We start from the raw sequence: 26,414 nt of genomic DNA on the forward strand, positions 1-26,414 counted from the left end.
AAAAAAATCAAAAATGAATAAAAATAAGGGCTGAATTGATTAAGATGAGAACTTGAGATTATAATCCTTTACAAGGACTTGTTTGGCGTGGGCTTCCTTTTTTTCGTACAATTCTGAATTAAAAAGCGCCTTATGACCAAAGAAATGCTCGATGTGGTGAGACAGTGAAACATTCTTACACGTGTACCCCATGTGGTGTATATCCCTGAACCAAGCGATACCGGTATCGTATACAATTCCCAAATTGTTTACAAATTCAATATATTCTTCATTATCTTCAATGTTTTTGATGACCCCTTCAAAAACATGGGCGCCAAAAGGACGTGCTTTTCCCACAGGGCAGGTAAGTGGCCTGGCTTTTTCTAAATCAATCAAGACACACCATTCATTGACGCGACACATGGGCAATGGCCAAGGATTACGTTTAATGGAAGGGCAAACCATATAATTTGAAACATCTGTCAATACATGCCCTCTAGGGTCCTTTGCTATAGAGAGAAACTCTCGCAAAGAAGGGCGGTACTCAAGGTATCTTGATGGACTACAAAGCTTATGATGTGAAGCAGGGCAAATCCAGCACTGGCCAACTTCGCCAGCTGCAAGATGATCTCCAATATTGCCTAATAGAAAGGATATTACATCATCAAAAACGTTGATATCGTTATGTATGATGAGAGCGTAACGTGATCGGGAATGCTCCCACGCATATTGATATCGGATCGAATACCTATATTCAGGCTCAGAAAGTTGAGTAGGGTCAATGTGCCCGATCCATCTCCAGGAGGATGGTTCATAAACCTTAATTTCAGGGAGTAAATCCAGAATAAATTGAGTGCCCAAAGATTTGGAAAAATCAGCTCTGTCCAAAGTCAGCCAAATGGTACCAATATGGTGCCCTGAAAACTTGAGTAAAGAGATCAAGGAAAGAGCAGTTTGAAAGGGCTTTCCATAGGCGTTTATAAAAACATCTACTTTTTCCATAGGCGCCTCATAGAAAAAAAAAGACACAAAACATGAAAAAAAAGGCCCTTAGGAAGAAATCCTAAAGGCCAAAATATCATGGTGCCGAGGGACAGAATTGAACTGCCGACACGGGGATTTTCAGTCCCCTGCTCTACCGACTGAGCTACCTCGGCCCAAACGGGAATCTGTTTTTTATAAAGATGCGGCGCAGAATGCAAGTATTTTTTTAGAAAATATGAAAAAAAATCCCAAAAATAAAACCGCAAGCTTTCATTACATATTGATACAAAGAATAATTGCGGTTATAGAGACATAAAAGCAACTTCGCAACAACATGGACGATCAAAAAGGGAGTAGCAATGCTTACTATTGCTGAAATTGCAAAGCGTTATGATCTTCCTGAATCAACTGCTAGATATTACTGTAAAAGATTCAGAAAATTTCTTCCCCATATTGGCGATGGAAAAAGGCGTCGCTATCTCGAAGAAAGCTTACCGGTAATAGAAACAATCCTGGAAGAAATGGGGAATAGTAAAAATTCAAGCGCCGTTGAAGCGAAGCTCGAAAGCCGTCATAAGATTTCTGAAAACAAGAGTGAAACAATAAAAATACCAAATCAGAATCAGGTCACTCCTGTTTTGAAAGAAACAATAAGTCGTGATTTTGAAGAACTATTCAGAAGACAGACCAAGGCAATGGAACAAATAGCAGAGACATTGAACATACTTGTTCAACAAGACAAGAAAAATGAACCTGTGGATATTACTGAAAAATTAGCAAGTAACGAAAGTATAGATAATCTGACAACAGTAATTGAAGAAATCCGTAAAGAAGTTAAGGAATTGAAGGGGTTTCAGGACGAAGCCGAAAAAATTCATCAACAGGATTTGGAACAATTGCGGAAATGGCTGGCACATTTGGCCAAAGAACAAAGCAAAGAAAAATAAAAAGTTCGTATCAATCAACCAGTGCTGGAAGCCAGTTTGTCAAGGGGGACCAAAAAGTAATAAGAAATAAGTCAATAATTAGTACAAAGAGAAACGGTAAAACACCCTTGGCGGCTTTTTCCAAGGGAGTCCCGGCTATTCCAGAAGCTACTATCAGACATATCCCCAAAGGGGGGGTGATCATTCCAATCGCTAAATTTACAACCACTATGGCGCCTAATTGAACAACATCGATCCCAAGTATCGGTAGCATTGGAATCAAAACAGGAACAAAAAGCAAAAGGGCTGCGGTTGTCTCAATCACTGAGCCGGCGAGTAATAACAAAATATTTATACATAACAAGAGAATAACCGGATTATCAGATATTGATAGAAGAATGTCCGCAAGCATACGTGGCATTTCTTGTATGGTCATGAACCAGCTGAACGCCGTTGCTTGGGCAATGATAAACATTACCACACTTGCCGTTATGCCAGCTTCTAAAGCAAGAGTTGGTAAATCCCGAATACGTAACTCCTTATAGACGAAAAATCCTGTAAAGATTGCATATCCTACAGCAACCGCTGCTGACTCAGTTGCGGTAAATATTCCTCCAAAAATTCCGCCAATTATGATGACGGGTGCCAGTAAAGCAGGCCATGCTCCCCGCAAAGATCGCAACAAAAGTAGTTTTGAAAACGGTTGTAACGAGGCGTTATACTGCCCTTTGGATTTAATGGTAATTATGGCAATCAGAGAAACTCCCATTATAATACCAGGTATGATACCTGCCAGGAACAATTTACCGATGGACGCCCCGGTAATTACGCCAAAAATAATCATGGGTATGCTGGGCGGTATGATAACGCCTATGGAACCGCCTGCGGCCTGAACGCCGGCAGCAAATGATTTAGGGTAGCCTTTTTCCAGCATGGCGGGAATAAGCAATCCACCGACCGCTGCTGTATCAGCAGCCGCTGATCCGGAAATACCAGCGAAGAACATTGCGGAAAGAACAGAAACAGCAGCAAGACCGCCAGGTACCCAGCCAATTATATTTTGAGCGACATCTACTATACGACGCGACAAACCACCTTTTTCCATAAGCAACCCAGCAAACATAAAAAGGGGGACAGCCATGAGAGGAAAAGAATCCGCCCCTCCGTACATGCGCTGCACAAGCAACATCAGACTGGAATCGCCTAAGAGGGCGAAGGAAATAAGGCAAGCAACACCGATAGCAATGGCCATTGGCGTTTGAATGAGGAATAAAGTCAGCATGACGCCGAACAGCAAAAGAACGTTCATGCCTGGCTCTCAGAATTGTTTTTGGAAGTAAAAATAGTTGAAATATCGGAGAACAGAAAATTAATGGCATGAATCAGAAAAATTCCTCCAGATAAGGGAACAGCTAAAAATGGTATTTGTCTGCTAAATCCCAAACTCACAGTCATTTGTGGGGCGAGCATGGAGAAAAAAAGGGCGCCATAAAAAAGCATGACAAAGGACAATGAAGCTGTAGCAATATGTGTAAGACACGAAAAATAAACGCGAATGGTAGGTCTAAATTTTTGAACAAAAAAAGAAATGCCTACATGAGAGCATCTTTTGTAAGCTATACTGGCGCCAATAAAAGTGAGCCACACTAGGAGCATGCGGCCAAGTTCTTCAGACCAGAATAACGAATCATTGAGGGCATAGCGGAAAAAAACTTGAACCAGGATAAGTGAAGACATCGCAAGAACAATGAATGAAAGTAAATATTCCGCAAACGTATTAACATGATCACTCAGCGACCGTAAAAAAAATAATAATTTAAGAAACATCTAAAATCCAAAAAGTAAAAAAAGATTCTACCGTGAATGGTATGTAAAATTATTAGAGTTATGTGAATGTTTATTTTTTTTTATTGTAAAATTTTTAATCATGGATTGGATTTCAATTATTTTATCTTGAGCAATTAAGCGTCCCTGACTAAGTATTGCAGGAATATGCTCCAAATCCCAGGGTAGAACTGGATGCATAAATGGAATTTCTGCAATACATATTTCATAATGGTGCATATCAATAGCTGTGAATAGCTGTGCCTGACGTAAGGAGCGAGTGGTTATTGTATGTAAGAGTAAAAAGCTTTCCAAAAAGTTTTGAAAATTTGAAGAAACTGAGTCTTCGAGGAAAACAGCAATAATAATGTCAAAACCTCGAGTTACAGCTTCATAGACAGGAAGTGGTGAAATAAAACTCCCATCAGCAAGAATTTTATCATGCATTAAGACAGGTTCATAGACAGGAAAAAAAGAACCGCATGCGGCAACAGCCTGGGCAATGGAACCATTTTCTATACAGTATCCAGAAGCCTTTTGAAGATCAGTGGCATAGAGGAGTGTTTTTATATTAAGTTCTTCGAGCAGTGCATCCTTGAAAATCAGATCATAGGCTTTTGATAATGAATTGGGGTGATAAAGTAATTGCGAGGAATGTACAGTTCCTTGAGTAATTCTATCATTTATGGACTCACACAAACTTGACGTCGAGATGTCGTGGTAGGCTTCTCTAGTAAAATAGCGATTAAAAATATTTTCTATTTGTTTCATGTCATAGCCCGCGCTCCAAAGGGAAGCTATGAGAGCGCCCCCACCAGTGGCTATAACGAGTTCAGCCTCAATATTTGCTGCGTCCAAAGCTTGAAGCATGGGCAAAGCAGCAAAAGCTCCAGCGCCAGAAGAACCAATCACTACAGCAATGGAGGGTTTATCGTTTGGAACTTTTCCGGGCATGGAAGCCTCATGATTATGTTTCGACGTGGTCATCACGAATCCAATTTCTCATGTGTTTCAAGTGCTGTAAAAACATGTCTAAATCGACCTGGGGAAAAAAGCAAAAGTAAAGGGGAAGGCGTTTGAAACTCCTTGAATTACAATATAAACAAATTTTATCCACAAGATGACAGGACTTGGCTGAAGGCTTGTTTTGTGATAGTAGGGAGGAGATGTGAAGGAAGAGGAAGGCATTTCAAAAATTGTCAAAAACAGCCTAGATTTTCCGGCAAACCCCCTCAATACGGCTTCAATTGAAAACCACCTTGCGACGACACCTGCAGCAAAGATATTCCGAAAAGGAATTGCTGCAATGGTTTGAACCATTGCAAATTCAGGCTGATGACATGGAAAAAAGCCTGCGTGTTGTCTTTCCACATCCATATTTTGGACAATGGTTCAGCCAGAACGTCCAAACAGGCTTTGAGGACCACGTAAGGAAGATTGTTGGTCAAGAGTATTCTATAGAATACTCCTATATTCAGAAGGGCGGTCCTTTGCCCGTTCCGACAAATAATAAGATCAAGCAGCAGGAATTCCCATTTGGCAGCCAATTTACTTTTGAATCATTTATAACCAACAATAAGAACAATTTTCCAATAGCTTCTGCAAAAGAAGTGGCTGAACAAAAAGAAGCTCAATACAATCCTTTTATAATTTGTGGCGAGCCGACATCGGGAAAAACACATATACTCAAAGCAATTGCCAACGAACTTATCAATACGTTTGACAGAGGTGAAATCTACCTGGGAGCTCTTGAAAAAATAGCTGATGTCTACGCAAATACGTATGCAGGAGACAATTTGCGGGCACGTCGCTATTTTTTGGGATTCAAGTGCCTGCTCGTTGATGATCTACAACAAATTAAAGACCATCCGCAAATGCAGGAAGAATTGATCCAGCTTTTCAATGAATTTCACGATGCCAAAAGACAAATGGTCTTTTGCTGCACAGGTCGTCTAGCAGATTATGATTTTCTTGATCCTAAATTGAAGTCACGGCTTGAATGGGGTCTCATTATTAATTTGAAAGAGCCTGATTTGGATGTTCGCGTAAAATACATCCAAAGTATGTGTAAAAATAAAAGAATCAAATTAAACAAGGAACAGATTCTCACACTGGCGCAGCGTTTTACAGATTTACGTTATCTTCAGGGGATTTTATTAAAGATTTTTGCGTTTAAGAAGCTTGTTCACAAAAATATCCAGGACAAGGATTTTAATCAAATCCTCAGCAACGCTGTAGGAGAGAGCGCAGTCGGGCTCGATCCCAATGTCATCATAAAAGTGGTGGCAGAGCATTTTCAACTGCAGCCCAAGGCTCTGGTGGGCAACAAACGAGACAGAGCGATTGTCCATGCGAGACAGGTCGCCATGTTCTTGTGCAGGCAACTCATCGGGTGTTCTTATCCAGCTCTCGGAAAGATTTTCGGTGGTAAAGATCACAGCACGGCCATGTATGCGGTAAATAAAATCAATGAATCTCAGGAAGATAACCAAGATATGCAACGGTTACTAACAAGCCTGAAGAAAAAGTGTCACCAAGCTGCTCAATAATGAACAAATTGCTTGGTTCTGTTCGTACGGTGCAAAATTATCGGCAGGCGGTGTTCGCAATATATACAGTTAGGGCAGCAAGTTACGTGAGTTAGGAACAAAGCTTCAGCCCCTATATACTACGACAAGGAGAATCTTTATGTTGGTTACGTTCTTTAAGGACGACATCATTGAAGGCTTGCATAAAGCCGCCAACATCATACCTGCCAAGACAGGAGCCGCATTTCTGCGCACAATCTGGGTAAAGGCTGAAGAATCAGGTCTCCAGATCATGGCCACGGATTCCAACCTGGAATTCTTTGGCTCCTATCAGGCCACCATCAAGGAAGATGGACTGGCTGGCATTCAAGGCAGAAATTTTTATGACCTGGTTAAACGTCTGCCCGCAGGCGAAGCAACGCTTGTCCTCGAAGAAAAGGGCAAGAACATGCAGGTCAAGCAGGGCAGCAGAAAATACAACCTGCCTACCAATGATCCAGACTGGTTTCAAAATTTTTCGGTATTTCCCGAGACCGGCGCCCTTTCCATTTCAGGTGAATTCCTGCTGGAAATCATCGATCGTGTGAGTTTTTGCATCAGCGAAGACGACACCATGGAAGCCGTGGCCTGCATCAGCATCAAACCTGTACCAGGTGAAAAAAAGGTTGAAGTGTGCGGCCTGAACGGACACCAGTTCGCCATGATCGACAGCACGGATCCGGATTTCATCGAGCTGGTTCCTGAAGAAGGGATTCTCATTCAGCGCAAGTACTTGATGGAACTCAAAAAATGGTTGAGCGCAGATCCCATTGAATGCGCCATAGACAATAAGCGACTTTTTTGCCGCACTGCGGATGGCAAGGAAACCTTCTCCCTGCCGCTCTCCTATTACCAGTATCCGGATTATCATAATTTTCTTTCACGCCTTCAGGGTGAAGACGCAACCAGGGCATCTGTCGATCGGCAGGATGTTGCGGAAGCTCTCGAACGCATGTTGCTTTTCAATACCGAGAACAACCGTTGCACCTACTTCGATTTCAAGGGCACGGAATTGCACCTTACTTCCCAGGGGCAGGATGTCGGCTCCGGTAGTGAGACCCTGGAATGCGAAACCAATGACGATATCCCGCGGATTGCTTTCCCTACGCGCAATCTCATTGAGATTCTGAACCATTTCTCGTCTGAACGACTGGAGATGGTCATGACAGGGGCAGAGGGGCCTTGTGGCATTACAGGGCAACAGGATGAAGGCTACACCATCATTGTCATGCCCATGAAGATTGTGGACGAGACCTACTACAGCGAGGAAGACGCATAAAATGACTGAACCCAGCAAACAGCGGGCATACGACGCGGCAAGCATTACGATTCTCGAAGGGCTTTCCGCGGTCCGTAAACGCCCTGCAATGTATATCGGCAGCACGGATGTACGCGGGTTGCACCACCTGGTCTACGAAGTCATCGATAACTCGGTTGACGAGGCCATGGCCGGGTACTGCTCCCGAATCGTTGTGAACCTGCATCTGGATAACTCCGTCACGGTTTCGGACAACGGACGCGGTATTCCTGTTGATATGCACCCAAAGGAAAACCGTCCCGCCGTGGAAGTCGTCATGACGGTGCTGCACGCAGGCGGTAAGTTTGACAACGATTCATACAAAGTTTCGGGCGGGCTGCACGGTGTCGGCGTTTCTGTCGTCAACGCCTTGTCAGAATATCTGGAAGTCCAGGTGAAGCGCGATGGCAAACGTTGGCATCAGCGCTACGAGCAGGGCGTTCCCGTCACGCAGCTTACCCCTATTGGTGACGCCGTCACTACCACAGGCACCACGGTCCGCTTTCGTCCGGATGAGACCATCTTCGAAACCAATCAGTTGCAGTTTGATGTTCTGCGCAAGCGTTTTGAAGAACTGGCCTACTTGAACAAGGGGTTGGAGATCGAGTTCAATGATGAAATCACCAACCAAAAGGCCACCTTTAAGTTTGATGGCGGCCTGAAGGAATTCATCAAGGACCTGAATTCTGGTGAAATGGGCATCCACGAGATGATCTACTGCTCGGAAACGGCTGATGACGTGGCTGTTGAAGTCTGCATGCAGTATAACGCAGGGTACAAGGAAAATGTGCACACCTTTGCGAACAATATTCGCACCAAGGAAGGTGGCACGCACCTTGTGGGATACAAGACCGCCCTCACCCGTGCCCTCAACAACTATATCCAGAATGCTGACCTGCCCAAAAAGCTCAAGCAAAAGTTGTCTGGCGATGATGTGCGTGAAGGCCTCACGGCGGTTGTGAGCGTCAAGATTCCGCATCCGCAATTCGAGGGTCAAACAAAGACAAAACTTGGCAACAGCGAGGTCACAGGCATCGTATCCGCCATGGTCTACGAAAAGCTGAACACATTCTTTGAAGAGAATCCAAAGGATGCCAAGCTCATCGTGGAAAAGGTAGTTGATGCCGCCCGGGCCAGGGAAGCAGCACGCAAGGCCAAAGATCTTGTACGCCGCAAAGGCGCCCTTTCCGACAACTCGCTCCCTGGCAAGCTGGCTGACTGTCAGGCCAAAGATCCCTCGGTGAGTGAACTTTTCATAGTTGAGGGTGATTCGGCAGGCGGTTCTGCCAAACAAGGGAGAAATCCCAGCCACCAAGCCATATTGCCCTTGCGAGGCAAAATCCTGAACGTTGAGAAAACTCGCTTTGATAAGATGTTGGGCAACAAGGAAATCAAGGCCCTTATCACGGCCATGGGCGCCGGCATTGATGAAGACATGGAGCTCGAAAAGCTGCGTTACCACAAAATTGTCATCATGACAGACGCAGACGTCGACGGCGCCCACATCCGCACGCTTTTGCTTACCTTCTTTTTCCGCCAGTATTTTGATCTCATCGAAAAAGGGCACCTGTACATCGCGCAGCCTCCTTTGTACCGCGTACATAAGGGCAGTTTTGAAAAGTACATCAAAGACGAAGAGACCATGGAGAGCTTTCTCCTGAATCGCGTCAGTGAAGAAGTCACCATTCAGGCCACCAATGGCGTGACCTTTCATGGGGACCAGGTAGTCAAGCTCTTGAATGCCATCCGCTTTGTGCAGGACAAGGTGGGAGATGCAGAAAACATAGGCATATCAAACGCCATGTTCCTTACCTTGTTGCAGCATGACAGACAGATCACCACGGATAGCCTGCATGATACGCAGGAATTCGAAGCCGTGAAGTCCTTTATGAAGGGAGAAGGTTTCCTGGTCGACATCCACATGGAAGATGACGACATCGAATCGAGAACCTTCATCACCATTGAAAACAGAAATGGTCATAGAGCACGGGTTGGCGCTGAATTCTTCAATTCAAAGCTCTACCGGGAAGGGTATCGCGCCTTGAGCGATCTGAAGCGCATGTGCGGTGGGCTCACCTTTGTCATGCACAGGGGCAAGCCTGAAAGCCTGACAGAAGATCAGGAAGGCGGATACGTTGTCGATGACATATTCTCACTTCTGGAAGTAGTACTTGAAGAAGGACGCAGAGGTATCTCCATCCAACGCTACAAAGGTCTGGGTGAAATGAACCCGGAACAACTCTGGCAAACAACCATGGACCCGGAGAAGCGCACGCTACTCCAGGTGAATATTGACGACGCCATTCAGGCGGATGAAATATTTTCGCAACTCATGGGCGACAAGGTTGAACCCAGGCGTGAATTCATTGAACGCAATGCACTTAGAGTTCAGGAGTTGGATATTTAAACCTCATTTGAAATGATTGAGTATTCTTTCATTTTAATGCAGGGAAAACGTTAAAGCACTTGAAGATTCGGGTACCAGCGTGAACGATATTGTCAGTCTCGAAAAAGAAATAAAAAGATCATATCTCGAGTATTCCTTGAGTGTGATCATCGGCCGTGCCATCCCTGATGTGCGCGATGGCCTGAAGCCCGTACACAGGCGTATTCTTTTCGCCATGCACGAGTTGGGCAACACGTACAACAGGGCGTATAAAAAATCGGCCCGTGTTGTGGGTGATGTCATTGGTAAATACCACCCCCATGGTGATTCCGCAGTGTACGATGCGCTTGTGCGCATGGCGCAGCAGTTTTCAATGCGAGATCCTTTGGTGGACGGGCAGGGTAACTTCGGTTCCATCGACGGCGACGCCGCAGCGGCCATGCGTTACACCGAAGCACGCATGTCGCGGCTTGCCGGTGAATTTTTGGCTGATATAGAAAAAAAGACCGTCGATTTTCGCCCCAACTATGATAACTCCCTGGAAGAACCAGTGGTGCTGCCTACCAAGGTACCGAGCCTGCTGCTCAATGGCTCCTCTGGTATCGCAGTCGGTATGGCGACGAACATTCCGCCACACAACCTTGGGGAGTTGATAGAAGGCACGCTTCTTGTCCTTAATAATCCAGAATGCAGCATCAATATGCTCATGGATTGCATTAAAGGACCAGACTTTCCCACAGGCGCTTCGGTATACGGGGGCGCTTCCCTTAAAGAAGCCTACAAGACGGGGCGTGGCAGCGTAAAAATCAGGGGTGTTCTAGAAGTAGAGGAACGTAAAAAAGGATTTCAGTCGATTATCATTAAGGAAATCCCTTACGCCCTGAACAAGGCTTCCCTCGTTGAAAAAATCGCTGCCCTGGTCAACGATCGCAAGATCGAAGGCATCAGCGATCTGCGTGACGAATCCGACCGCAAGGGTATCCGTGTGGTGGTCGACCTCAAGAAGGGAACCATACCGGAAATCGTCATCAACGCTCTTTATAAGTTCACTCCCCTTGAAACAAGCTTCGGTTTCAACATGCTGGCAGTTGTGGACAGCCGGCCGCGACTGCTGAATCTTAAAGATATACTGGAACTCTTCCTTGAGCACAGGCGCGAAATCATTCTGCGCCGGACTCGCTATGACCTCAAGAAAAGTGAAGACAGAGCGCATATCCTTGAAGGTTTGCGCATTGCCCTCGATAATATCGACGCGATCATCAAACTGATCCGCTCTTCTGCAACACCGGCGGAAGCCAAAGAACGGCTGATGGCGGATTTTTCCCTCTCTGCCGTACAGAGCCAGGCCATCTTGGATATGCGCCTGCAACGCCTGACAAATCTTGAGCGTGAAAAACTGCTTGAAGAATATGCAGAGTTGCTCAAAAAGATCGAATATTTCAAGAGCATTCTTGAAAATGTTGAAGTTTTGAAAGGCGTTATTCGTGATGAACTTGAAGAACTCAAGAAGACTTACGCCACACCGCGTAAAACGGAAATTCTTGAAGAGGATCTTGAAGGTATAGACATTGAAGATCTGATTCCGGATGATGAGGTGGTTATCACCCTTTCCAGACGCGGCTACATTAAGCGCACCAGCCTGGACAGCTACCAGCAGCAGCGCAGGGGCGGTCGTGGTATTGCCGGCGTGCACACCGGAGAGGATGACATGGTCCAGAGTTTTGTGACCACGTCCAATCACCAGTACCTTCTGCTCTTTAGCAACAAGGGGCGCATGCACCAACTCAAGGTGCACCAGGTTCCGGAGGGCAGCCGCACTGCAAAGGGCATGCACATCGCCAACCTCGTCCCCCTGGATAAGGACGAGTGGGTGGCCACCGTTCTGGCAATCCGTGATTTTGAAGAAGATCGCTATTTCATGTTTGTCACGCGCAAGGGCATGGTCAAACGTTCAAGTGCAGAGCAGTACAGCCGCTCCCGCCGTACAGGCATCATGGCTGTAGGACTTAAAGAAGGGGATGAACTGCTCACAGTGCGTGAAGTCCAGGAAGACAACCAGGTCATCCTTGTTACCGAAAAGGGCATGTCCATCCGTTTCATGGTTGGCGAAATACGCTCCATGGGGCGCACAGCCGCCGGTGTACGCGGGGTTTCCCTGCGGTCGGAAGACCGTGTGGCCTCGGCCGTTGTTGTCAATGGCAACGCGAGCGAAGAGCTGCTGACCATATCCAGCCTGGGATACGGAAAACGAAGCCTGCTGGATCTCTACCGCCTGCAATCACGCGGTGGTAAGGGCGTCATAAACATGAAGGTCACTGCAAAGACCGGCAACGTTGTTGGCGCTGCAATGGTCAGTGCGGCTGATGACGTGGTCTTGCTCACATCAGGTAACAAGATCATCCGCTTCGGTCTGCAGGATATCAGCAGTGTTGGCCGCGCCACACAGGGTGTACGGCTTGTCAGGCTCGATGAAGGTGGACAGGTTGTAGCCTTCGACCTTGTTCGCGATGCCGCGACACAAGAGGATTAGGACGGCATGGCATCCTCTGCTGGGGTGATTGCTGCTCTAAAAGCACGAGCGTTGTGGGCAGCTTTATTCCTGATTTTAACAATCATGCCCCTTACGGGCTGTTGGGAGCAGGGGGGCGCAGACGAAGACGCCCTGGACAGTGCGCGACAGGCCTATACAATAGGGCACTTTTCAGAAGCAGAACGGATATTTGAAAAATATCTCGAAGATAATCCCGACGGTAATGATCGTTGGGAGGTCTGGAATCGATTGTTGGACATATCCAGAGATATTCTCGGGGATTATGAAAAGTCAGTAACCCTCCTCGATTCCATGTATCTTGAATTTGGAGATGATCCTGAACGAGCGTGGGATTTATTGACGGATTTGGGTGATCTGCATGAAAGTGTGCATAATTGGTCCGCGGCGGCAGAAGTCTGGAAACGAATCCTGAATCTGGGATTTCTGACCCCGAAACAGAGGGGGAAGATTTCAATCCGACTTGCAAGAGTATTGCGGACGCAAAAGGATTTTATCCAGGCGGATCAGGTTCTGGCTACCTGTGTTGAAAATGCCCAGGACAACGACATCAAATCCTGGTGTTTGTATGAAGCCGCGCAAAACGTAGAGTTTCAAATCCGTAAGGCCCAGGCGCAGACCATTGAAAGCCAAGAAAGCAAGGTTGATGTTAAGGATTTGCAAAACACCCTTGGTTTGATTTTGGAGCGCATACGTTCCCTAGATAATATAGACCAGGAGCGGTTTGCCCTGGCCACGTTTATGCTGGCCGATCTTGCAGAATCCCAGGGCAAGAATAAAGAGGCAAGAGAACTATTTGCCTCAATTGCAGATACGTATCCAAATCCCATGGTTATAAAGGCGCGGTTGAAAAACCTCGGCAAATAGCCAACAGAGAGTTTGCTTGGTGTAGAACCAGGCTGCCCTTGAAGTTTTAAATGAAAGAAGCCTTGTCAGATAACCTGGCAAGGCTTCTTTATTATTGAAATAAATAAGGCAGCACTTATTGTATTCTTAAAGTGAACTATGAGACCTGCGCATAAAAAAGATGAAGCCCCGGACACAGGACCCGGGGCTTCGTTGCGAGGTATGGCTTCAGGCAAATTAGAGGATGGGCAGGTACTTTTCGATTTCGAACTCGGAGACGTGCATGCGGTACTCGTCCCACTCTTTAACCTTGTTGGCCACCAGGTTGGTGTGCAGGTGGTTGCCAAGGGTTTTCTTCATCAGTTCGCTGTTTTTAAGAGCATCAGCAGCTTCGGACAGGGAACCAGGCAAGGAATCAATGCCCTGGTTCTGCATGTCTTCAGGGGTCATGGCGAAAATGTTGTCTTCGATGGGATTTTCCAGCTTGTAGCCCTTTTCAATGCCTTCCAGGCCGGCAGCCAGCATTACTGCGAATGCGAGGTAGGGGTTGGCCGAAGGATCAGGGTTGCGAAGCTCAATGCGGGTAGCAGCTTCCTTGCCGGGCTTGTACATGGGCACGCGGACAAGAGCGGAACGGTTACGCTGCGCCCAAGCAATATAAACAGGAGCTTCGTAACCAGGCACCAGGCGTTTGTAGGAGTTGACCCACTGGTTGGTGACGCAAGCCAGTTCTTTGGCGTGCTTCAGCAGGCCGGCGATGTAGCTCTTGCACTCAGCGCTCAGGTTGTGCTTGTCAGCAGCGTCGAAAAAGGCGTTCTTGCCGTTTTTGAACAGGCTCTGGTGAACGTGCATGCCGGAACCGTTCTCACCGAAGAGAGGCTTCGGCATGAAGGTGGCGTAGCAGCCATGCTTACGGGCAACTTCCTTGACCACGACCTTGTAGGTCATGGCAACGTCAGCCATGGTCAGGCCGTCCTGGTAGCGCAGGTCGATTTCGTGCTGGCTGGGAGCAACTTCGTGGTGGCTGTATTCAACGGGAATGCCCATTGCCTGCAGATTAAAAATGATGTCGCGGCGGACGTCGTTGGCCAGGTCGAGGGGGGGAGCGTCGAAGTAACCGCCCTTGTCCAGGATCTCAGGGCAATTGGGGGAGGCGAACAGGAAGAATTCGAGTTCAGGACCTACAAAATAGGTATAGCCTTTCTGGGCAGCTTTTTCGATCACGCTCTTCAGAACGTAGCGGCTGTCAGCCTCGTAAGGACTGCCGTCAGGATTGCGCACGTCGCAGAACATACGGGCAACAGGACGATCCAGAGGACGCCAGGAGCAGATCTGAAAAGTGGTGGGATCGGGGTAGGCAACCATGTCCGACTCGTGGATGCGGGTAAAGCCCAGGATCGAGGAGCCATCGAAGCCCATACCCTCTTCGAAAGCTGCTTCCAGTTCATTAGGAGTGATCTGAAAGCTCTTCAACGTACCAAGAATGTCGACGAACCAAAACTGTACAAAGCTTACATTGTAGTCCTTAACGGCTTTCAGGACGTCATCGCCGTTCTTGCAGTTGAAAACAGGGATGCTTTCCATAATGAAATTCCTCCATTTTGTAACAAGTAGTCCCCACATACCGGGCTCGAGTTTCGGTAGTTGTTAATCTAACAACTTCCGGGCCATAAACGCAAAAACACATGAATTAAACATGATATAAAAGAAAAACCGGTTTTTTACACCAGGAAAATTTAACACTATTGATAAAAGAGCGTTTTTTCAAAGACCCTATTTTTCGATTTTGTTGAAATAATAATACACAAAAATTGCTCTGGTCCTCATTTTTGTAGCAAACGTTTCAGTTGCAGCATGAGACGCCCCTCATTGTCGTCCAGACGCGTTAACCCGGATTCCAGGGCCTGCTGTCTTGCCGTATTGAATTCCTGTGGCGACAAAGGGGCGTTTATCTCTTCATATTGACTCGCAAGGCCACTGGGGTGGTATTGATCCATGACATTTATGTAGGTGTTTGGTGAAAGTTTCGCCAAAAAGTCCATCCAGGCGGCGCTCCCGGATACATATCCAGGCATCACCAGATGCCGTACCAGCACTCCCTGCACGGCCTCGCCCGCATCATTCAGCACCAGATCGCCAACCTGGCGGTGCATTTCGGAAACGGCCTCCCGTGCCCGCTCACCGTAATCAGGCGCATTGCAATACCTGCGACCTGGTTCCTCATCCCAAAATTTCACGTCGGGCATATAAATGTCCACAATGCCATCCAGAAGTTGCAGCGTCTCCACGCTGTCGTAGCCACTGGAATTGTATACCAGTGGTATATTGAGTCCCATGTTGATAGCAAGGGGGAGTGCTTCCAGAATTTGCGGTACCACATGGGAAGGGGTTACGAGATTGATGTTCAGAGCGCCCAACTGTTGCAATTTAATCATGATGCCGGCCAGTTGTTCGGCCGTGGCGGCAACGGTGGCATCAGTCCGCTGGCTGATCTCCCAGTTCTGGCAGAAAACGCAGCCAAGATTACAACCGGCAAAAAAAATGGTGCCGCTGCCTTTCTCTCCGACCAGAGGAGCTTCTTCACCAAAATGCAGGTTGTAGCTGGCCACCAGGGCCTGGCGCCCGGTCTGGCAGATACCGAGCGCCCCACGTCTGCGGTCGATTCTACATTGTCGGGGGCACAGGGTACAGTTGTTCAGTAGAGAAAGCGCTGACTGAACACGACTTTCCAAAATACCCTTGGCATGGCTTTCCAGATAGGCAGGCATCAAAGCTCCTGAACCAAGAAGATAGGGATAAACAAGCTTTGATAATGGACCAAAGAATGGCTGTATGCAAGTGATGCCGACAGATAATTGATGCCTTAGTCAAGGAACTAGCATGATGCATGAAAAGGGCGCCCCGTCTTTGCAGAACATATTCCTGGCCTTTTTAAGGTTGGGAGTAAGTGCATTCGGGGGGCCGGCCATGGTGCCGTACATCAGAAAAATGTCAGTGGACAGGAACCAGTGGCTTTCTGAGGCAAGTTTTCGCTCGGGGGTCGCCCTTATTCAGACATTGCCGGGGGCGACAGCCATGCAGGTGGCCGCCTATGTAGGGCTGCGTACCCGAGGCGTCAAAGGGGCTCTTGCTGCCTACACCGGCTTCGCCATTCCGGCTTTCGTGCTCATGCTCGTGCTTTCCGCCATATATGTGCGGTGGCGGGATACTGATATTATAGTCAATGCGTTCAGCGGCCTCAAGACGGTTGTGGTGGCGCTGGTAGCCAATGCGGCGCTGGATTTCAGCAAACGTTACTGCACAGGGTGGCGCGATGCACTCCTCGCTCTGGCAGCAGGGTCCTGGCTCACTGCGCAATTGGATCCGGTAATAGCCATTGTAGGGTGCTGCCTGGCTGGTGTGTATATTTATACTACTACGGAGCCACTCCCCGAGTTCGTACACGCACAAAGGGCAGTACGCACACAGTGGCGCATGCTCTTTGGGCTCGCTTTACTGGCGGCAGCGGGCATGTGCATTCTCCTGGTTTTTCTTCCAGCACTGGCGGGAATCTGCGCAGCTTTGTTGAAGATAGACATATTTGCCTTTGGCGGTGGGTATGTATCAGTCCCCTTGATGCTGCACGAATTCGTCGAAGTAAGAGGTGCCATGTCCGAAAACGTGTTCATGGACGGCATCGCTTTGGGACAACTGACGCCTGGCCCCATCGTCATGACGGCGACATTCATAGGCTACATAACCCATGGCGTGACTGGTGCGGTGGCGGCAACGCTCTTTGTATTCACACCCTCTTTTTTGATTCTATGCGCCGCATCGCCTTTTGTGGACAAAGTCCTGCATATGGTGGTTGTGCAGCGGATTTTTAGGGCCAGTCTGGCCACACTTGTAGGGTTGATGGCCGCAGTTACCTTGCGCTTCATGATAGTTATTGACTGGAGCCCGGGCAGGGTGCTTCTTTGTGCTGCAGCATTCCTGGCGCTACGACGGGGGGTGGATGTCCTCTGGGTTGTCCTCGTGGGAGGACTTTGCGCGCTTATTCTGTTTTAGCAGGATGTCGAAAAACCGTCACAAAGAAGGGGCACGCAAGGGAGTAAAACATAAAACATATTGAAATTATGTAAAATTTTTGTCCGGCCCGATACTTGCTTCAGCATGCGTGACAATGCAAAGAACAGTTCCCGGAGATATGTATGCCCCGTCCTTATAATTTCCCGTTGCAAAAAGTCCTTGATTACCGCCTCCAGTTAGAGGAGGAGGCCAAGGCTGCATTGGGTGTGGCACAGCGGGCGTATCAAAAACAGGTCAAAGCGGTGCAGCAACTTCGGGACGCCCTTGCAGCACATGAACAGTCCTTGTATGATGGGAAAGAATTGTCCCCCCAGGAAATGTGGCTTTGGCGCAATTACAAGGAGCGGTTGCACACGGATTTGCAGCTTGCAGAGCAGGATATGCTGCAAAAGGCCAAAGAAGTGAATGCCGCTCGCAGGCAATTGGTGACGACGTCCAAAGACAAGAAGCTTCTTGAAAAACTGAAGCAAAACAAATTGGTACGCCATGTTAAAGAAGAATTTGAGAAAGAGCAGAAAGAACAGGACGAACTCGCGACAATGCGCTACGGGCGCGACGCTTACTAGACTGTTCAAGGGCTTTATCTTCATCCTGGTGGTGAAAATCATTATTCTGGGCACAGTGTTTCTGGATGTGCCCAGTCGCATCGCCACATCCGTAAAGAGCGTGCAGCAAACTGCGCAAGCTCCTGCGGAAATGGCGGAAGCACAAGCTGCCGATGATTCTTCAGAACAGGGCGATCAGTCTCAAGCGCCTGCTGCCGGGGGAGATAACGCCGCCGGTGCAGAGGAGGGTGGTGATACTCCTGTTATGCCGGGTGGTCAGGCAAATGAAGACCTGCGGCGTAAGCAGGAAGAATTGAACCGTAAAGAGCAGTCGCTCAAACAGCTTGAAAAAGAGATCGACACCAAACTCGTTAAGTTGCAGCAACTGGAGACAAAGCTGCAAGGCATGATAGAGAAGGCCGAACAGATCAAGGATGATAAGCTCAAGCATCTCATTGATGTCTATTCGAATATGAAAGCCAAACAAGCCGCAACCGTGCTGGAAACACTGGATCCGAATATCGCGGTCAAGATTCTGGCTGGCATGCGTGGCCGCCAGGCTGGTGAGATTCTGACCAACGTAAAGGCAGAAAACGCAGCGGTTCTTACCGAAATGTTGACTAAATTGCAGGCGCCCTTCGAGTGATGGATGAAGGGCGTCTCGCCCAGAGTTCTTCAAAAGGGCAGAGCATGGATTTGATGCGTCTTGAATTGCGTGTAGCCTACAAAGGGACGCGCTTTGCCGGATGGCAATTGCAAAAGCAGGCGACAAGCAACTCACCAAAAACGATACAGGGCTGCCTGGAGGAGGCTTTTGTCGCAATCCTCGGACAGCCCTGCCGCGTTCAAGGCGCAGGGCGCACAGATGCCGGAGTGCATGCCCTGGCGCAAGGCGCTCACGCGGATGTGCCCCTGGAAAAAGCAGGCATCAACTGGCTGGCTGCTCTCAATCATCATCTCCCGCGTGATATAAGCGTGACCATGGCGCGACCGGCAGCAAAAGACTTTCATGCGCGGTTCAGCGCCATAGGCAAAACGTACAGTTACCATTTCTGGCTGGAACGCGGTTGGGTGTTGCCCCAAAGGCGTGATTACGTATGGCGTTTGGGGAGGCTGGATACCGACGCAATGCGTGTAGCCGCGGCGCATTTTGTTGGGGAGCACGATTTCAAGGCCTTCCAAAACCAGGGAAGTGAAGTAAAGACCACAATACGCACTGTGCACACAGCCGAACTTATACCAAGTGATGATTGGCCTGAACTGGCTTTACGGGTATCGGGCAGCGGTTTTTTGAAGCAGATGGTTCGCAATATGGCTGGTGCGCTTGCAGCAGTTGGCCAGGCGCGAATCAAGCCTGCAGAGGTAGTTACGTTGCTTGAATCCAGAGACCGGACCATGGCTCCCGCCACAGCACCCGCCAAGGGATTGACCCTTTTAGATGTCGCTTATTGAATTGGTTTCGAAACCAGTTCCGCCCCACTTTTCTATGAAAAAGTGACGAACAACCCGTATTTTTTGGAAAAAGCTCTTGATAACGACCTGCTGGTCAGGTAAAAGGATTCGTACTGGGCCATATAGTGACCACTGGATATGGCCTTTCAACCAGAAGTCCCGGGTCTTCCGATACTGGGTGAGGAGCGGCAATGGCTGACGACTGCATATTTTGCAAGATCATACGTGGAGAAATTCCCTGCCAAGAGGTTTACTCCACTGACAAGATTCTGGCATTTCTCGATATTTCTCCTGCCAAGCATGGCCATACCCTGGTCATCGCCAAGGAACATCACGAGACGATACTCGATATGCCGGATGCACTCGCTGTAGATTTGCAGCGCGCCATACAAAAAGTGGGACGTGCTGTGATGCAGGCCACGCAGGCGACGGGGTTTAACCTCGGGATGAATAATTACAAGTCAGCCGGACAAGTCGTGCCTCATGCCCATTACCATGTCATTCCGCGGCATGATGACGACGGATTGGTTTTGTGGGATCAAAATCCTTATGAAGACCAGGAAGAGATGCAACGGCTGGCAGCGGCAATTAAACAAGCAGCATCATAAAAAGCCTTGAACGAAGGAGGCGGTTAGATGAGCGGCCAGACTCTGACAAAAGCGGACATCGTCGATTCCATCTACGAGAAGAGCGATCGAAACCGTGCCGAGGTGAAGGGCTTTGTAGAGACCCTTCTGAAGATCATGAAGCAGTCTGTGAAGAAGGACCATGCGCTTCTCATCAGCGGATTCGGCAAGTTCGAAGCCTACGATAAGAAGGCGCGCAAAGGCCGCAATCCGCAGACTGACGAAACCATCATCCTGCCGCCGCGCAAGGTGGTCGTGTTTCGCGTATCGCGCAAGTTCCGCAGCGAACTTAATCTGCAATAACGAAGCTCGAAGGGTAGGTCCGGCTCAGGGATCTTTGCGCCTGTTCAGCATTTTTTAGGGAGTTGAAGGTGCCGAGCTGGACCCGCCAGAAGAGTTGTCCGCGTATGTAAGATTCCTTGATCCTGCTCCCAGGGTGGCGTCTTTTTATGCTGTCGAGCAAGGATGCAGCATTGTTGCGCACGGTGAAAGCGCCTATCTGCACGTAAAAGCGTCCACTCATATCACCTGAAGCTGTATAGCCAGGAACCGCATCCAGCGTTGCGATCTTTACTGGCGCTGTTCCGGTGGAAACAATATCCAGTTCCTCGGCCGCCTTGCGGGATAGATCTATTATTCTGCCGCTGACGAACGGACCTCTGTCGTTAATCCTGACTACTGTTGTGCGCCCGTTGCGCAAATTGGTGACCCGCACCTTTGTCCCCATGGGCAAAATCTTGTGCGCGGCTGTGGCGGCGTACATGTTATAAGGTTCGCCACTGGCAGTTGGTTTGCCATGAAAATCGGACCCGTACCATGACGCCAGACCTTCCTCGCTGTACCCTGCAGCTTCGGAATCTTCCAACGGATAATATTTCTTGCCTTTAATGGTGTACGGACGGTAAGTGCCGCCGCCGGATACCTGGCGCTTTTCGCCAAATATCCACCCGCACCCTGTAAGGGAAAGCATGACCAGCGCAAGCAATAGAAATCGGAGAATACAGGAACGGGAGCAGCCGGAGAAAGTGTGCACTTTCCTTGAAAACCGGAGAAATGCGCTAAAAACCATGCTTACCTACCTTGAAAGAATGAGATGGCAGTAGAACTCTAGATAATCTCAAGAGAAATAGCAAGGCAGGTGGTTTGCAAAGAGAGAAGGTACAGCGTTACTTCAACTTTTAGACAATGCAAGGGCAAGCGCGGTTGTCATTTTCAGTAATTCCATATTGTTGTTTCGGATGGTGTGCGCCAAACGGCGGCCCAGGATGGTCAATAACGAACACCCCAAAACCGGATCGGACGTAATGAGTTGGAAAAAGCGCTGCCTGTTTGTGAACAGGAAATCGCTGGACTCAAGACACTCCACATTGGCAGAGCGGACGTCACTGTCCAGCAGAGCCAGTTCACCCAGTACAGGGTGGCTTTTCCCGTCCAGATTGGCCAGTACCTTGCGCGGGTTTTCCATTTCCAACAGAGGCAGAATGACGTCGCTGTGCAGCATGGACTTGGTAATCCGTACGCGCCCGGACACCAATATATACATTTCTTCGCCAGGATCACCTTCGCGCATGAGGTACTCGCCGGCTTCCACATGAAAAGGTGAGAAAATCGATGCCAGAGATTCCAACTGGGAATCATCGAGTTCGGCAAAAAGCTCAATGCTTTTCCAGTCGATCATTTGCCGCCTCCTTGCGCGCCCGGAGCGAGCAGTAATACTCCGTCAAAGCCCGCAAGGGCTTGAGAATCGTCCGGGTTGACCATGACTTCCGGCAAAGTGTGCCCCAGTTGCGTGGAGCGGCCTGAAGCCTGGAACAATTCGAGCACAAACTGATCCAGGGCGGAGGAAGCATCCAGCATATCCTGAAGATTGAAAGATTTGCTTTCCTTGCACAGGGCCATGGGGAGGGTTCCGTTTCGCGTGCGTTCGGTTTGGGACAGTGCTCCCCACTTTTGCTGCTTTTCATCGGGAGTAAGGCGCTTGTAGCGCAGCATTCCCTTGCTGCCCAGGCCAATGAGGTTCTGGAAAAAAGGGAGAATGGAAGGCGTTGCCACCATGAGACCCAGGATATGGTGTCCGGTCTCCCCCCGCGCAAGTATTTCATTGATACCGGCTCGCATCAGGTGCTCCCGGTTGCTGGCAAGCATGGCTTCCCCGTAGCAGGAAACCTTTGGAGCAAGACTGCGCAGGGTCAGGGCAGCGCAGATGCTCTGCTGGTCGGCTTCATCAGGCGGAAGGTTTTCCTGCGCTACAATGTAAACGACCTTGGCCTGGTCCACACCGGCCTTGGCAAGCACGTTCTTTTGCGCTGGATTGCCGTGTACGAAGTGCAGCCTGTGACCAATGGCAAGTTGGTAGGAAAGTTCATCGCGCTCTTCCTGGGGCAATTCCGAGACAATGACGATATGCGCGCTTTCAAGTCCAGGCGCTTCGACAAGCGTGCGCACCAGTTGCGTACCGAGTTGGTTCCATCCGAGAATGACGACGTGATTGATCAGTTTCACGGACAATAGCCCCATACGTTTTTGTGCCTGACGCTCGACGAGCAGGGAGGCCAGATTTGCAGACAGGGCGGAAAGAAGAACAACGCCTGACCCCATAACGATCATGCTGAGAATGCGCCCTGTGAAGGTGGAAGGGGTGAGATCGCCGTAGCCGACCGTGGTCAGTGTGACGACTGCCCAATAAAGAGCGCTGAAAAACCCGCCTTTACCGGCAGGGCGCAGTTCGATCCAGTAAAAACCGAAGGATGCTACGAGCAAAACCAACCCGAAAACAACAGCGGCAAGCGCCAGAGGGCTTCTGCCCCAGTTTGTGGCAAGGGATCTGAACCATTCAAGAAAACTGCGCATTCGGGTTGCCGGTCACAAATCAGATGCAGGTATCCGGTGAAGGCGGTTCACCGGTTTGTGTTCGCAAGGGCAGGCCTCGCCGCGTGGTCCTGAGCTGCATCTGGACAACTTCGTATTCCTCCAGTGCAGCAGGGTCTTGCGGATTCAGCCGCAGGGCTTCCTCCACCGCTCTCCCTGCTTCTTCCAGCCATCCACCATCGCGCAGGCTCGATGCCGCCAGGGTGAACATTTTTTCCGGGCAATCATCATAGACCACGAGCAGCAGTTTTTCGTATTTGTCCTTGAATACGGCGCGTACCAGCGTGTTCTGGGCAAAAATGAACCGCGCCAGCAAAGAGTTGTCCCGGTAGCGTGCGTAATGTTTTGGAAACATATCCAGACACAGCGATATGATGAACCGAATGCGCTTCATTTCGCGTTCTATGCTTTCACGGGTTTGCAGCAGCACCTGCAACAATTCCTTGCGAAAAATACGGTCTTCACGATCCAGGGTGGCAGGTTCAAGGCTGATGAACCAGGGAGCGTAGTGGCTGAGTTGGTAGGCGTCTTCCTTGAGCTTGATGGTTTCGTGGAATATGTAGCCCAGGGCCCAGTCCAGAAATTTGCCGGTTGAATCGGTTTCCGGAATATTGCGAAACAAGTGGTGCGAGGTGTCTTTCAGGCGCCACAAGAGCCCCTTGTCCATTTCCTCGCCCGTAAGCACGCGCAGCGCATCAAAGTTCATGCGTTGGGTCGATTCGTATTCCAGAAAGCGGTGTTCAAGTTCGCGGGTCGCGAGGCAAAAATCGCGCAAGACGTCTCGCGCAAACTCGCAGCTTTTAGCCTGGATCCATGCCTTGGACATTGAAACTACTCCAGTATGACAGAATGTAAGGGGCAAGTCAGAATACTGTGATCAGAATTGCCCGAATCAAAAAAACAGCACCGCGCTCAACGTCCCGGATAGTGTGCGGCATACCAGTGTTGTGCAACAGATTTTCTACATATACCGCGCAGCAGCAAAATGACAAATCATTGTATTGCCGCGCTGGATCAAGCCGGCCAGCGTTTGCCGGACCGGGGCGCATGGAAGCGCATGGAAGTCGCCGCCAGTTGCTCCAGTCGGTCATCCACAAGCCTGAAAAGCGTACCTTGTGAATAGCCGCCTTTTTTGCTGCGTTTGCCGGCAGGAAGCCCGGTAAGAAGCTCCATGGCCTCTTCAATGGTGCTTACGGAATAGATGTGGAATTCACCCCGCTCCACAGCCTGAATCACTTCGTCCTTGAGCATGAGATGCGCCTTGTTGTCCACTGGCAGCAAAACTCCCTGCTCACCGGTGAGCCCTTTGCGCCTGCAGACTTCGAAAAAGCCCTCTATTTTACGGGTTACGCCGCCGACGGCCATGATCTGTCCACTTTGGTTCACAGCACCTGTAAAAGCCAGACTGTGGCGCACAGGGACATCGGCAAGTGCAGAGAGCAGGGCGGCCAGCTCTGCGCCGGAGGCGGAATCGCCCTCCACATGCGCGTAGCTTTGTTCAAAGCATAGGCTGCCTGTGAGCATGATGGGTTTGTTTTGGGCAAACTGAGCCACCAGGTAGCTTTTGAGGATCATCATTGCCTTGGTATGGATGGGGCCGCCCAGTTGCGCTTCCCGCTCCAGGTCGACTATCCCCCCTTCACCAACGCCCACGGTACATGCAATATGGTGGGGCAATCCTATTTCGTAATCACCGTAAAAGCTGACGGAAAGACCGTTCACGCGTCCCACGGCCTCGCCGCTTGTGGCTACGCGTATCAACTCCCGGTCGTAGTGCTCCATGAATTCCTCTTCATACAGGTTGGAGCGGTAATCCCGGGCCTGACTGGCCTGGGCCAAAATATCAGCGTCCACTTCGTTTTTGCCTTGAGCAGTGGCCAATGCGCTGGCTTCGATCATCAGTTCGCGTTGCAGGGGCAGCATCAAAGAGAGTTTCTTTTGATCTTCCGCCAGGCGTGATGCGTTATCCACCAGGCCGGCAAGGGCGCTGCGGTCAAAAGGAAGCAGGCGGGCTTCCTCCACAATGCGTGAAAGCATGAAGCAGTAGTTCTTCACGGCTGCGGCATTACGGTCGCAGGTTTCCTGCAGATGCGCCTTGATCTTGAATAATTTAGGGAAGCGGTCCTCATGGGCAAGCAGCATCTCGTAGGTGTCGTCCGTGCCGACCAGTACGACCTTCTGAGCCAGGGGCATGGGCTCGGGTTCAATGGTCTTGGTCTTGGTCTGGTCCTGCTGGTCTCCCTGGTCCTCGATGCGCGCCAGTCCACTGCGCAGGGCCCGCAGCAATCCTTCCCATGCGGAAGGGTTCTGCAGCAGGTCCTCGGTATGCAGCACCAGAACACCACCATTGGCGCGGTGCAAAGCACCCGCCTTTACCAGGGTGAAGTCCGTGACGAGGGCGCCCATCTCAGATTCACGTTCGATACAGCCCAGAAGGTTGTTAGCGGTGGGGTGGTCCTCCACTACAACAGGGGCGCCCTGCAAATTGGCATTGTCTACAAAGATGTTGACTTCGCAACGCACGAAAAAATCGTCCGGATTGGACTGTAGCTGTTCCAGGGTTGGCGGCTGGGACTCCTGGGGAACGAGCTGGTCGATGTTATCCATCAAATCGTCCCGCAAAGCGTTCAGGTATAGCTTGATATCCTTGGAGTGGCGTTTCTTGCTGAAGCGGCGCACAACAGGGGAGAGATATTCGTCAAGAACTTCAGCGACCAGTTCCTTATCCAGAGTTTGCTCATTTTGCCGCAGCCCCTGCTCTTCGTGGCTGATACGCCGCATCAGGCGCGTCATGCCGGCCATCAGCTTTTCGCTGCTGGCTTTCAGCTTCTGCCGCAATTCCGGATCAAGCCGTTCAAATTCTTCTTCGCTGAGCAGCTTGCCCTCGATGAGGGGGTAAAGAGTCAGGGCGCCTTGATCGTCTACATCCAGGTTGAAACCTTCATCCGCGGCCTGGTTTTCCATCTGATCGAGGAGTTTTTCCCGCACGGACTGATAGGTGTCCAATAATGCGTTGCGGCGTTTGACATAGGCCTCGGTCTCATAGCGGTTGGGTACTTCCTTCCGGATTTTTGCCAGGGCAGCCCCGAGTTTTTCCTTGAAATCGCGACCTTCACCGCTAGGCAATTCCAAAAGCCGAGGTTTGTCCTGGTCCTGGAAATTGTTGACATACAACAAGTCAGGAGGAGTAGGGCGCTCCATGGACCAGGGTGCCATGAATTGTTGCAATAGGTAGGTGCGCCCCATGTTTGCTTCGCCGCAAAGATAGACATTGTATCCCCTGTCGGTGATGCGCATAGCGTGTTCGAGCGCCTGGAGCACTCGTGGTTGCGGGGGGGCTACCTTGGCGCGTGCCGAGCGTTTGATGAACTCACTGCTGTTGTCATACGCGATTTTAGTCGGCTCCATTGCTGTACGGAGCTTAGGGGGGGTAAGTCGAAGACGTTTGGCCACGCTCGAAGGTGTTTTGGGCATCTGCCGCTCCTTATCAAGATGAAA

At 49.6% G+C, this 26,414-nt stretch carries 24 protein-coding genes and 1 tRNA gene; 13 read left to right on the top strand and 12 right to left on the bottom strand.

The features are described from left to right. Positions 1-39: 39 nt before the first annotated feature. On the bottom strand, positions 40-981 hold the full coding sequence (locus ACZ5EH_RS05985; RefSeq protein ID WP_464277218.1) for a hypothetical protein: 942 nt from the start codon (positions 979-981) through the stop codon (positions 40-42). Between the two features lie 79 nt (positions 982-1,060). After that, positions 1,061-1,136, bottom strand: a tRNA-Phe gene (locus tag ACZ5EH_RS05990). A gap of 186 nt (positions 1,137-1,322) precedes the next feature. Here ACZ5EH_RS05990 and ACZ5EH_RS05995 point away from each other — a divergent pair. Continuing rightward, the gene (locus tag ACZ5EH_RS05995; protein WP_464277219.1) at positions 1,323-1,910 is read left to right on the top strand and encodes a hypothetical protein; all 588 of its coding nucleotides are present in this window, start codon (positions 1,323-1,325) and stop codon (positions 1,908-1,910) included. Between the two features lie 10 nt (positions 1,911-1,920). On the opposite strand, the gene ACZ5EH_RS06000 is transcribed toward ACZ5EH_RS05995, so the two are convergent. The 3 genes from ACZ5EH_RS06000 to ACZ5EH_RS06010 are packed head-to-tail and all read right to left on the bottom strand — an operon-like array spanning position 1,921 to position 4,667. After that, the gene (locus tag ACZ5EH_RS06000; RefSeq protein ID WP_464277220.1) at positions 1,921-3,198 is read right to left on the bottom strand and encodes a TRAP transporter large permease; all 1,278 of its coding nucleotides are present in this window, start codon (positions 3,196-3,198) and stop codon (positions 1,921-1,923) included. Further along, complete coding sequence (locus tag ACZ5EH_RS06005) at positions 3,195-3,716, bottom strand: TRAP transporter small permease (protein ID WP_464277221.1); 522 nt, start codon at positions 3,714-3,716, stop codon at positions 3,195-3,197. Before ACZ5EH_RS06005 ends, ACZ5EH_RS06000 begins: the two co-directional genes overlap by 4 nt. A gap of 27 nt (positions 3,717-3,743) precedes the next feature. Beyond that, the gene (locus ACZ5EH_RS06010) at positions 3,744-4,667 is read right to left on the bottom strand and encodes a patatin-like phospholipase family protein (protein WP_464277222.1); all 924 of its coding nucleotides are present in this window, start codon (positions 4,665-4,667) and stop codon (positions 3,744-3,746) included. Between the two features lie 214 nt (positions 4,668-4,881). On the opposite strand from ACZ5EH_RS06010, the gene ACZ5EH_RS06015 reads away from it, so the two are divergent. The 6 genes from ACZ5EH_RS06015 to ACZ5EH_RS06040 all read left to right on the top strand — a co-directional run bounded on the left by ACZ5EH_RS06015 (position 4,882) and on the right by ACZ5EH_RS06040 (position 13,378). After that, a complete protein-coding gene (locus ACZ5EH_RS06015) occupies positions 4,882-5,028 on the top strand; it encodes a hypothetical protein (RefSeq protein WP_464277223.1) in 147 nt (48 codons plus the stop codon). Positions 5,029-5,053: 25 nt separating this feature from the next. Next, positions 5,054-6,262: a DnaA ATPase domain-containing protein gene (locus ACZ5EH_RS06020; RefSeq protein WP_464277224.1), complete on the top strand. Its 1,209-nt coding sequence runs from the start codon at positions 5,054-5,056 to the stop codon at positions 6,260-6,262. Between the two features lie 139 nt (positions 6,263-6,401). Then, positions 6,402-7,559 (top strand): DNA polymerase III subunit beta, encoded by a 1,158-nt coding sequence (gene dnaN / locus ACZ5EH_RS06025; RefSeq protein ID WP_464277225.1) that lies wholly within the window; start codon positions 6,402-6,404, stop codon positions 7,557-7,559. 1 nt (position 7,560) lies between these two features. Further along, entirely contained in the window at positions 7,561-9,984 is a 2,424-nt protein-coding gene (gene gyrB, locus ACZ5EH_RS06030) for a DNA topoisomerase (ATP-hydrolyzing) subunit B (RefSeq protein WP_464277226.1), read from the top strand. A gap of 79 nt (positions 9,985-10,063) precedes the next feature. Beyond that, the gene (gene gyrA, locus ACZ5EH_RS06035) at positions 10,064-12,493 is read left to right on the top strand and encodes a DNA gyrase subunit A (RefSeq protein WP_464277227.1); all 2,430 of its coding nucleotides are present in this window, start codon (positions 10,064-10,066) and stop codon (positions 12,491-12,493) included. Positions 12,494-12,499: 6 nt separating this feature from the next. Then, positions 12,500-13,378 carry a tetratricopeptide repeat protein gene (locus ACZ5EH_RS06040; RefSeq protein WP_464277228.1) on the top strand — a complete coding sequence of 293 codons (879 nt, stop codon included), beginning with the start codon at positions 12,500-12,502 and terminating at the stop codon, positions 13,376-13,378. Positions 13,379-13,594: 216 nt separating this feature from the next. Here ACZ5EH_RS06040 and ACZ5EH_RS06045 read toward each other — a convergent pair whose 3' ends face one another. Next, the gene (locus ACZ5EH_RS06045) at positions 13,595-14,941 is read right to left on the bottom strand and encodes a glutamine synthetase family protein (protein WP_464277229.1); all 1,347 of its coding nucleotides are present in this window, start codon (positions 14,939-14,941) and stop codon (positions 13,595-13,597) included. A 239-nt stretch (positions 14,942-15,180) separates the two neighbouring features. Continuing rightward, positions 15,181-16,125: a radical SAM protein gene (locus ACZ5EH_RS06050; RefSeq protein ID WP_464277230.1), complete on the bottom strand. Its 945-nt coding sequence runs from the start codon at positions 16,123-16,125 to the stop codon at positions 15,181-15,183. A gap of 112 nt (positions 16,126-16,237) precedes the next feature. Between ACZ5EH_RS06050 and chrA the strand changes: the two genes are divergently transcribed. The 6 genes from chrA (at position 16,238) to ACZ5EH_RS06080 (ending at position 20,351) form a co-directional block, all read left to right on the top strand. Then, the gene (gene chrA / locus ACZ5EH_RS06055; protein ID WP_464277231.1) at positions 16,238-17,404 is read left to right on the top strand and encodes a chromate efflux transporter; all 1,167 of its coding nucleotides are present in this window, start codon (positions 16,238-16,240) and stop codon (positions 17,402-17,404) included. Between the two features lie 143 nt (positions 17,405-17,547). Then, positions 17,548-17,991 carry a flagellar export protein FliJ gene (gene fliJ / locus ACZ5EH_RS06060; RefSeq protein WP_464277232.1) on the top strand — a complete coding sequence of 148 codons (444 nt, stop codon included), beginning with the start codon at positions 17,548-17,550 and terminating at the stop codon, positions 17,989-17,991. Between the two features lie 28 nt (positions 17,992-18,019). After that, positions 18,020-18,616 carry a MotE family protein gene (locus ACZ5EH_RS06065; RefSeq protein ID WP_464277233.1) on the top strand — a complete coding sequence of 199 codons (597 nt, stop codon included), beginning with the start codon at positions 18,020-18,022 and terminating at the stop codon, positions 18,614-18,616. Next, positions 18,616-19,422, top strand: coding sequence for a tRNA pseudouridine(38-40) synthase TruA (truA, locus tag ACZ5EH_RS06070; protein ID WP_464277234.1), 807 nt, complete (start codon positions 18,616-18,618; stop codon positions 19,420-19,422). The genes ACZ5EH_RS06065 and truA overlap by 1 nt, the downstream gene beginning before the upstream one ends. 191 nt (positions 19,423-19,613) lie before the next feature. Next, entirely contained in the window at positions 19,614-20,030 is a 417-nt protein-coding gene (locus tag ACZ5EH_RS06075) for an HIT family protein (protein ID WP_464277235.1), read from the top strand. 27 nt (positions 20,031-20,057) lie between these two features. After that, positions 20,058-20,351, top strand: coding sequence for an integration host factor subunit alpha (locus ACZ5EH_RS06080; protein ID WP_464277236.1), 294 nt, complete (start codon positions 20,058-20,060; stop codon positions 20,349-20,351). Here ACZ5EH_RS06080 and ACZ5EH_RS06085 read toward each other — a convergent pair. The 5 genes from ACZ5EH_RS06085 to ACZ5EH_RS06105 all read right to left on the bottom strand — a co-directional run bounded on the left by ACZ5EH_RS06085 (position 20,338) and on the right by ACZ5EH_RS06105 (position 26,390). After that, a complete protein-coding gene (locus ACZ5EH_RS06085; RefSeq protein WP_464277237.1) occupies positions 20,338-21,018 on the bottom strand; it encodes a septal ring lytic transglycosylase RlpA family protein in 681 nt (226 codons plus the stop codon). The genes ACZ5EH_RS06080 and ACZ5EH_RS06085 overlap by 14 nt on opposite strands. A 201-nt stretch (positions 21,019-21,219) precedes the next feature. After that, entirely contained in the window at positions 21,220-21,726 is a 507-nt protein-coding gene (locus ACZ5EH_RS06090; RefSeq protein ID WP_464277238.1) for a cyclic nucleotide-binding domain-containing protein, read from the bottom strand. Continuing rightward, entirely contained in the window at positions 21,723-22,898 is a 1,176-nt protein-coding gene (locus ACZ5EH_RS06095; protein ID WP_464277239.1) for a potassium channel family protein, read from the bottom strand. The genes ACZ5EH_RS06090 and ACZ5EH_RS06095 overlap by 4 nt, the downstream gene beginning before the upstream one ends. Before the next feature lie 19 nt (positions 22,899-22,917). Further along, the gene (locus tag ACZ5EH_RS06100; protein WP_464277240.1) at positions 22,918-23,742 is read right to left on the bottom strand and encodes a hypothetical protein; all 825 of its coding nucleotides are present in this window, start codon (positions 23,740-23,742) and stop codon (positions 22,918-22,920) included. A 188-nt stretch (positions 23,743-23,930) separates the two neighbouring features. After that, on the bottom strand, positions 23,931-26,390 hold the full coding sequence (locus ACZ5EH_RS06105) for a Lon protease family protein (protein WP_464277241.1): 2,460 nt from the start codon (positions 26,388-26,390) through the stop codon (positions 23,931-23,933). Positions 26,391-26,414 lie beyond the last annotated feature (24 nt).

This window comes from Desulfovibrio biadhensis (assembly GCF_055388615.1).

Coding starts and splice junctions, on each gene's coding strand:
- ACZ5EH_RS06105 (WP_464277241.1), bottom strand. CDS start 26,390: ATGCCCAAAACACCTTCGAGCGTGGCCAAACGTCTTCGACTTACCCCC.
- ACZ5EH_RS05985 (WP_464277218.1), bottom strand. CDS start 981: ATGGAAAAAGTAGATGTTTTTATAAACGCCTATGGAAAGCCCTTTCAA.
- ACZ5EH_RS06050 (WP_464277230.1), bottom strand. CDS start 16,125: ATGCCTGCCTATCTGGAAAGCCATGCCAAGGGTATTTTGGAAAGTCGT.
- ACZ5EH_RS06000 (WP_464277220.1), bottom strand. CDS start 3,198: ATGAACGTTCTTTTGCTGTTCGGCGTCATGCTGACTTTATTCCTCATT.
- fliJ (WP_464277232.1), top strand. CDS start 17,548: ATGCCCCGTCCTTATAATTTCCCGTTGCAAAAAGTCCTTGATTACCGC.
- ACZ5EH_RS06085 (WP_464277237.1), bottom strand. CDS start 21,018: ATGCTTTCCCTTACAGGGTGCGGGTGGATATTTGGCGAAAAGCGCCAG.
- gyrB (WP_464277226.1), top strand. CDS start 7,561: ATGACTGAACCCAGCAAACAGCGGGCATACGACGCGGCAAGCATTACG.
- ACZ5EH_RS05995 (WP_464277219.1), top strand. CDS start 1,323: ATGCTTACTATTGCTGAAATTGCAAAGCGTTATGATCTTCCTGAATCA.
- ACZ5EH_RS06075 (WP_464277235.1), top strand. CDS start 19,614: ATGGCTGACGACTGCATATTTTGCAAGATCATACGTGGAGAAATTCCC.
- ACZ5EH_RS06045 (WP_464277229.1), bottom strand. CDS start 14,941: ATGGAAAGCATCCCTGTTTTCAACTGCAAGAACGGCGATGACGTCCTG.
- ACZ5EH_RS06095 (WP_464277239.1), bottom strand. CDS start 22,898: ATGCGCAGTTTTCTTGAATGGTTCAGATCCCTTGCCACAAACTGGGGC.
- ACZ5EH_RS06100 (WP_464277240.1), bottom strand. CDS start 23,742: ATGTCCAAGGCATGGATCCAGGCTAAAAGCTGCGAGTTTGCGCGAGAC.
- ACZ5EH_RS06040 (WP_464277228.1), top strand. CDS start 12,500: ATGGCATCCTCTGCTGGGGTGATTGCTGCTCTAAAAGCACGAGCGTTG.
- ACZ5EH_RS06090 (WP_464277238.1), bottom strand. CDS start 21,726: ATGATCGACTGGAAAAGCATTGAGCTTTTTGCCGAACTCGATGATTCC.
- dnaN (WP_464277225.1), top strand. CDS start 6,402: ATGTTGGTTACGTTCTTTAAGGACGACATCATTGAAGGCTTGCATAAA.
- chrA (WP_464277231.1), top strand. CDS start 16,238: ATGATGCATGAAAAGGGCGCCCCGTCTTTGCAGAACATATTCCTGGCC.
- truA (WP_464277234.1), top strand. CDS start 18,616: ATGGATGAAGGGCGTCTCGCCCAGAGTTCTTCAAAAGGGCAGAGCATG.
- ACZ5EH_RS06010 (WP_464277222.1), bottom strand. CDS start 4,667: ATGCCCGGAAAAGTTCCAAACGATAAACCCTCCATTGCTGTAGTGATT.
- ACZ5EH_RS06005 (WP_464277221.1), bottom strand. CDS start 3,716: ATGTTTCTTAAATTATTATTTTTTTTACGGTCGCTGAGTGATCATGTT.
- ACZ5EH_RS06020 (WP_464277224.1), top strand. CDS start 5,054: ATGGAAAAAAGCCTGCGTGTTGTCTTTCCACATCCATATTTTGGACAA.
- ACZ5EH_RS06080 (WP_464277236.1), top strand. CDS start 20,058: ATGAGCGGCCAGACTCTGACAAAAGCGGACATCGTCGATTCCATCTAC.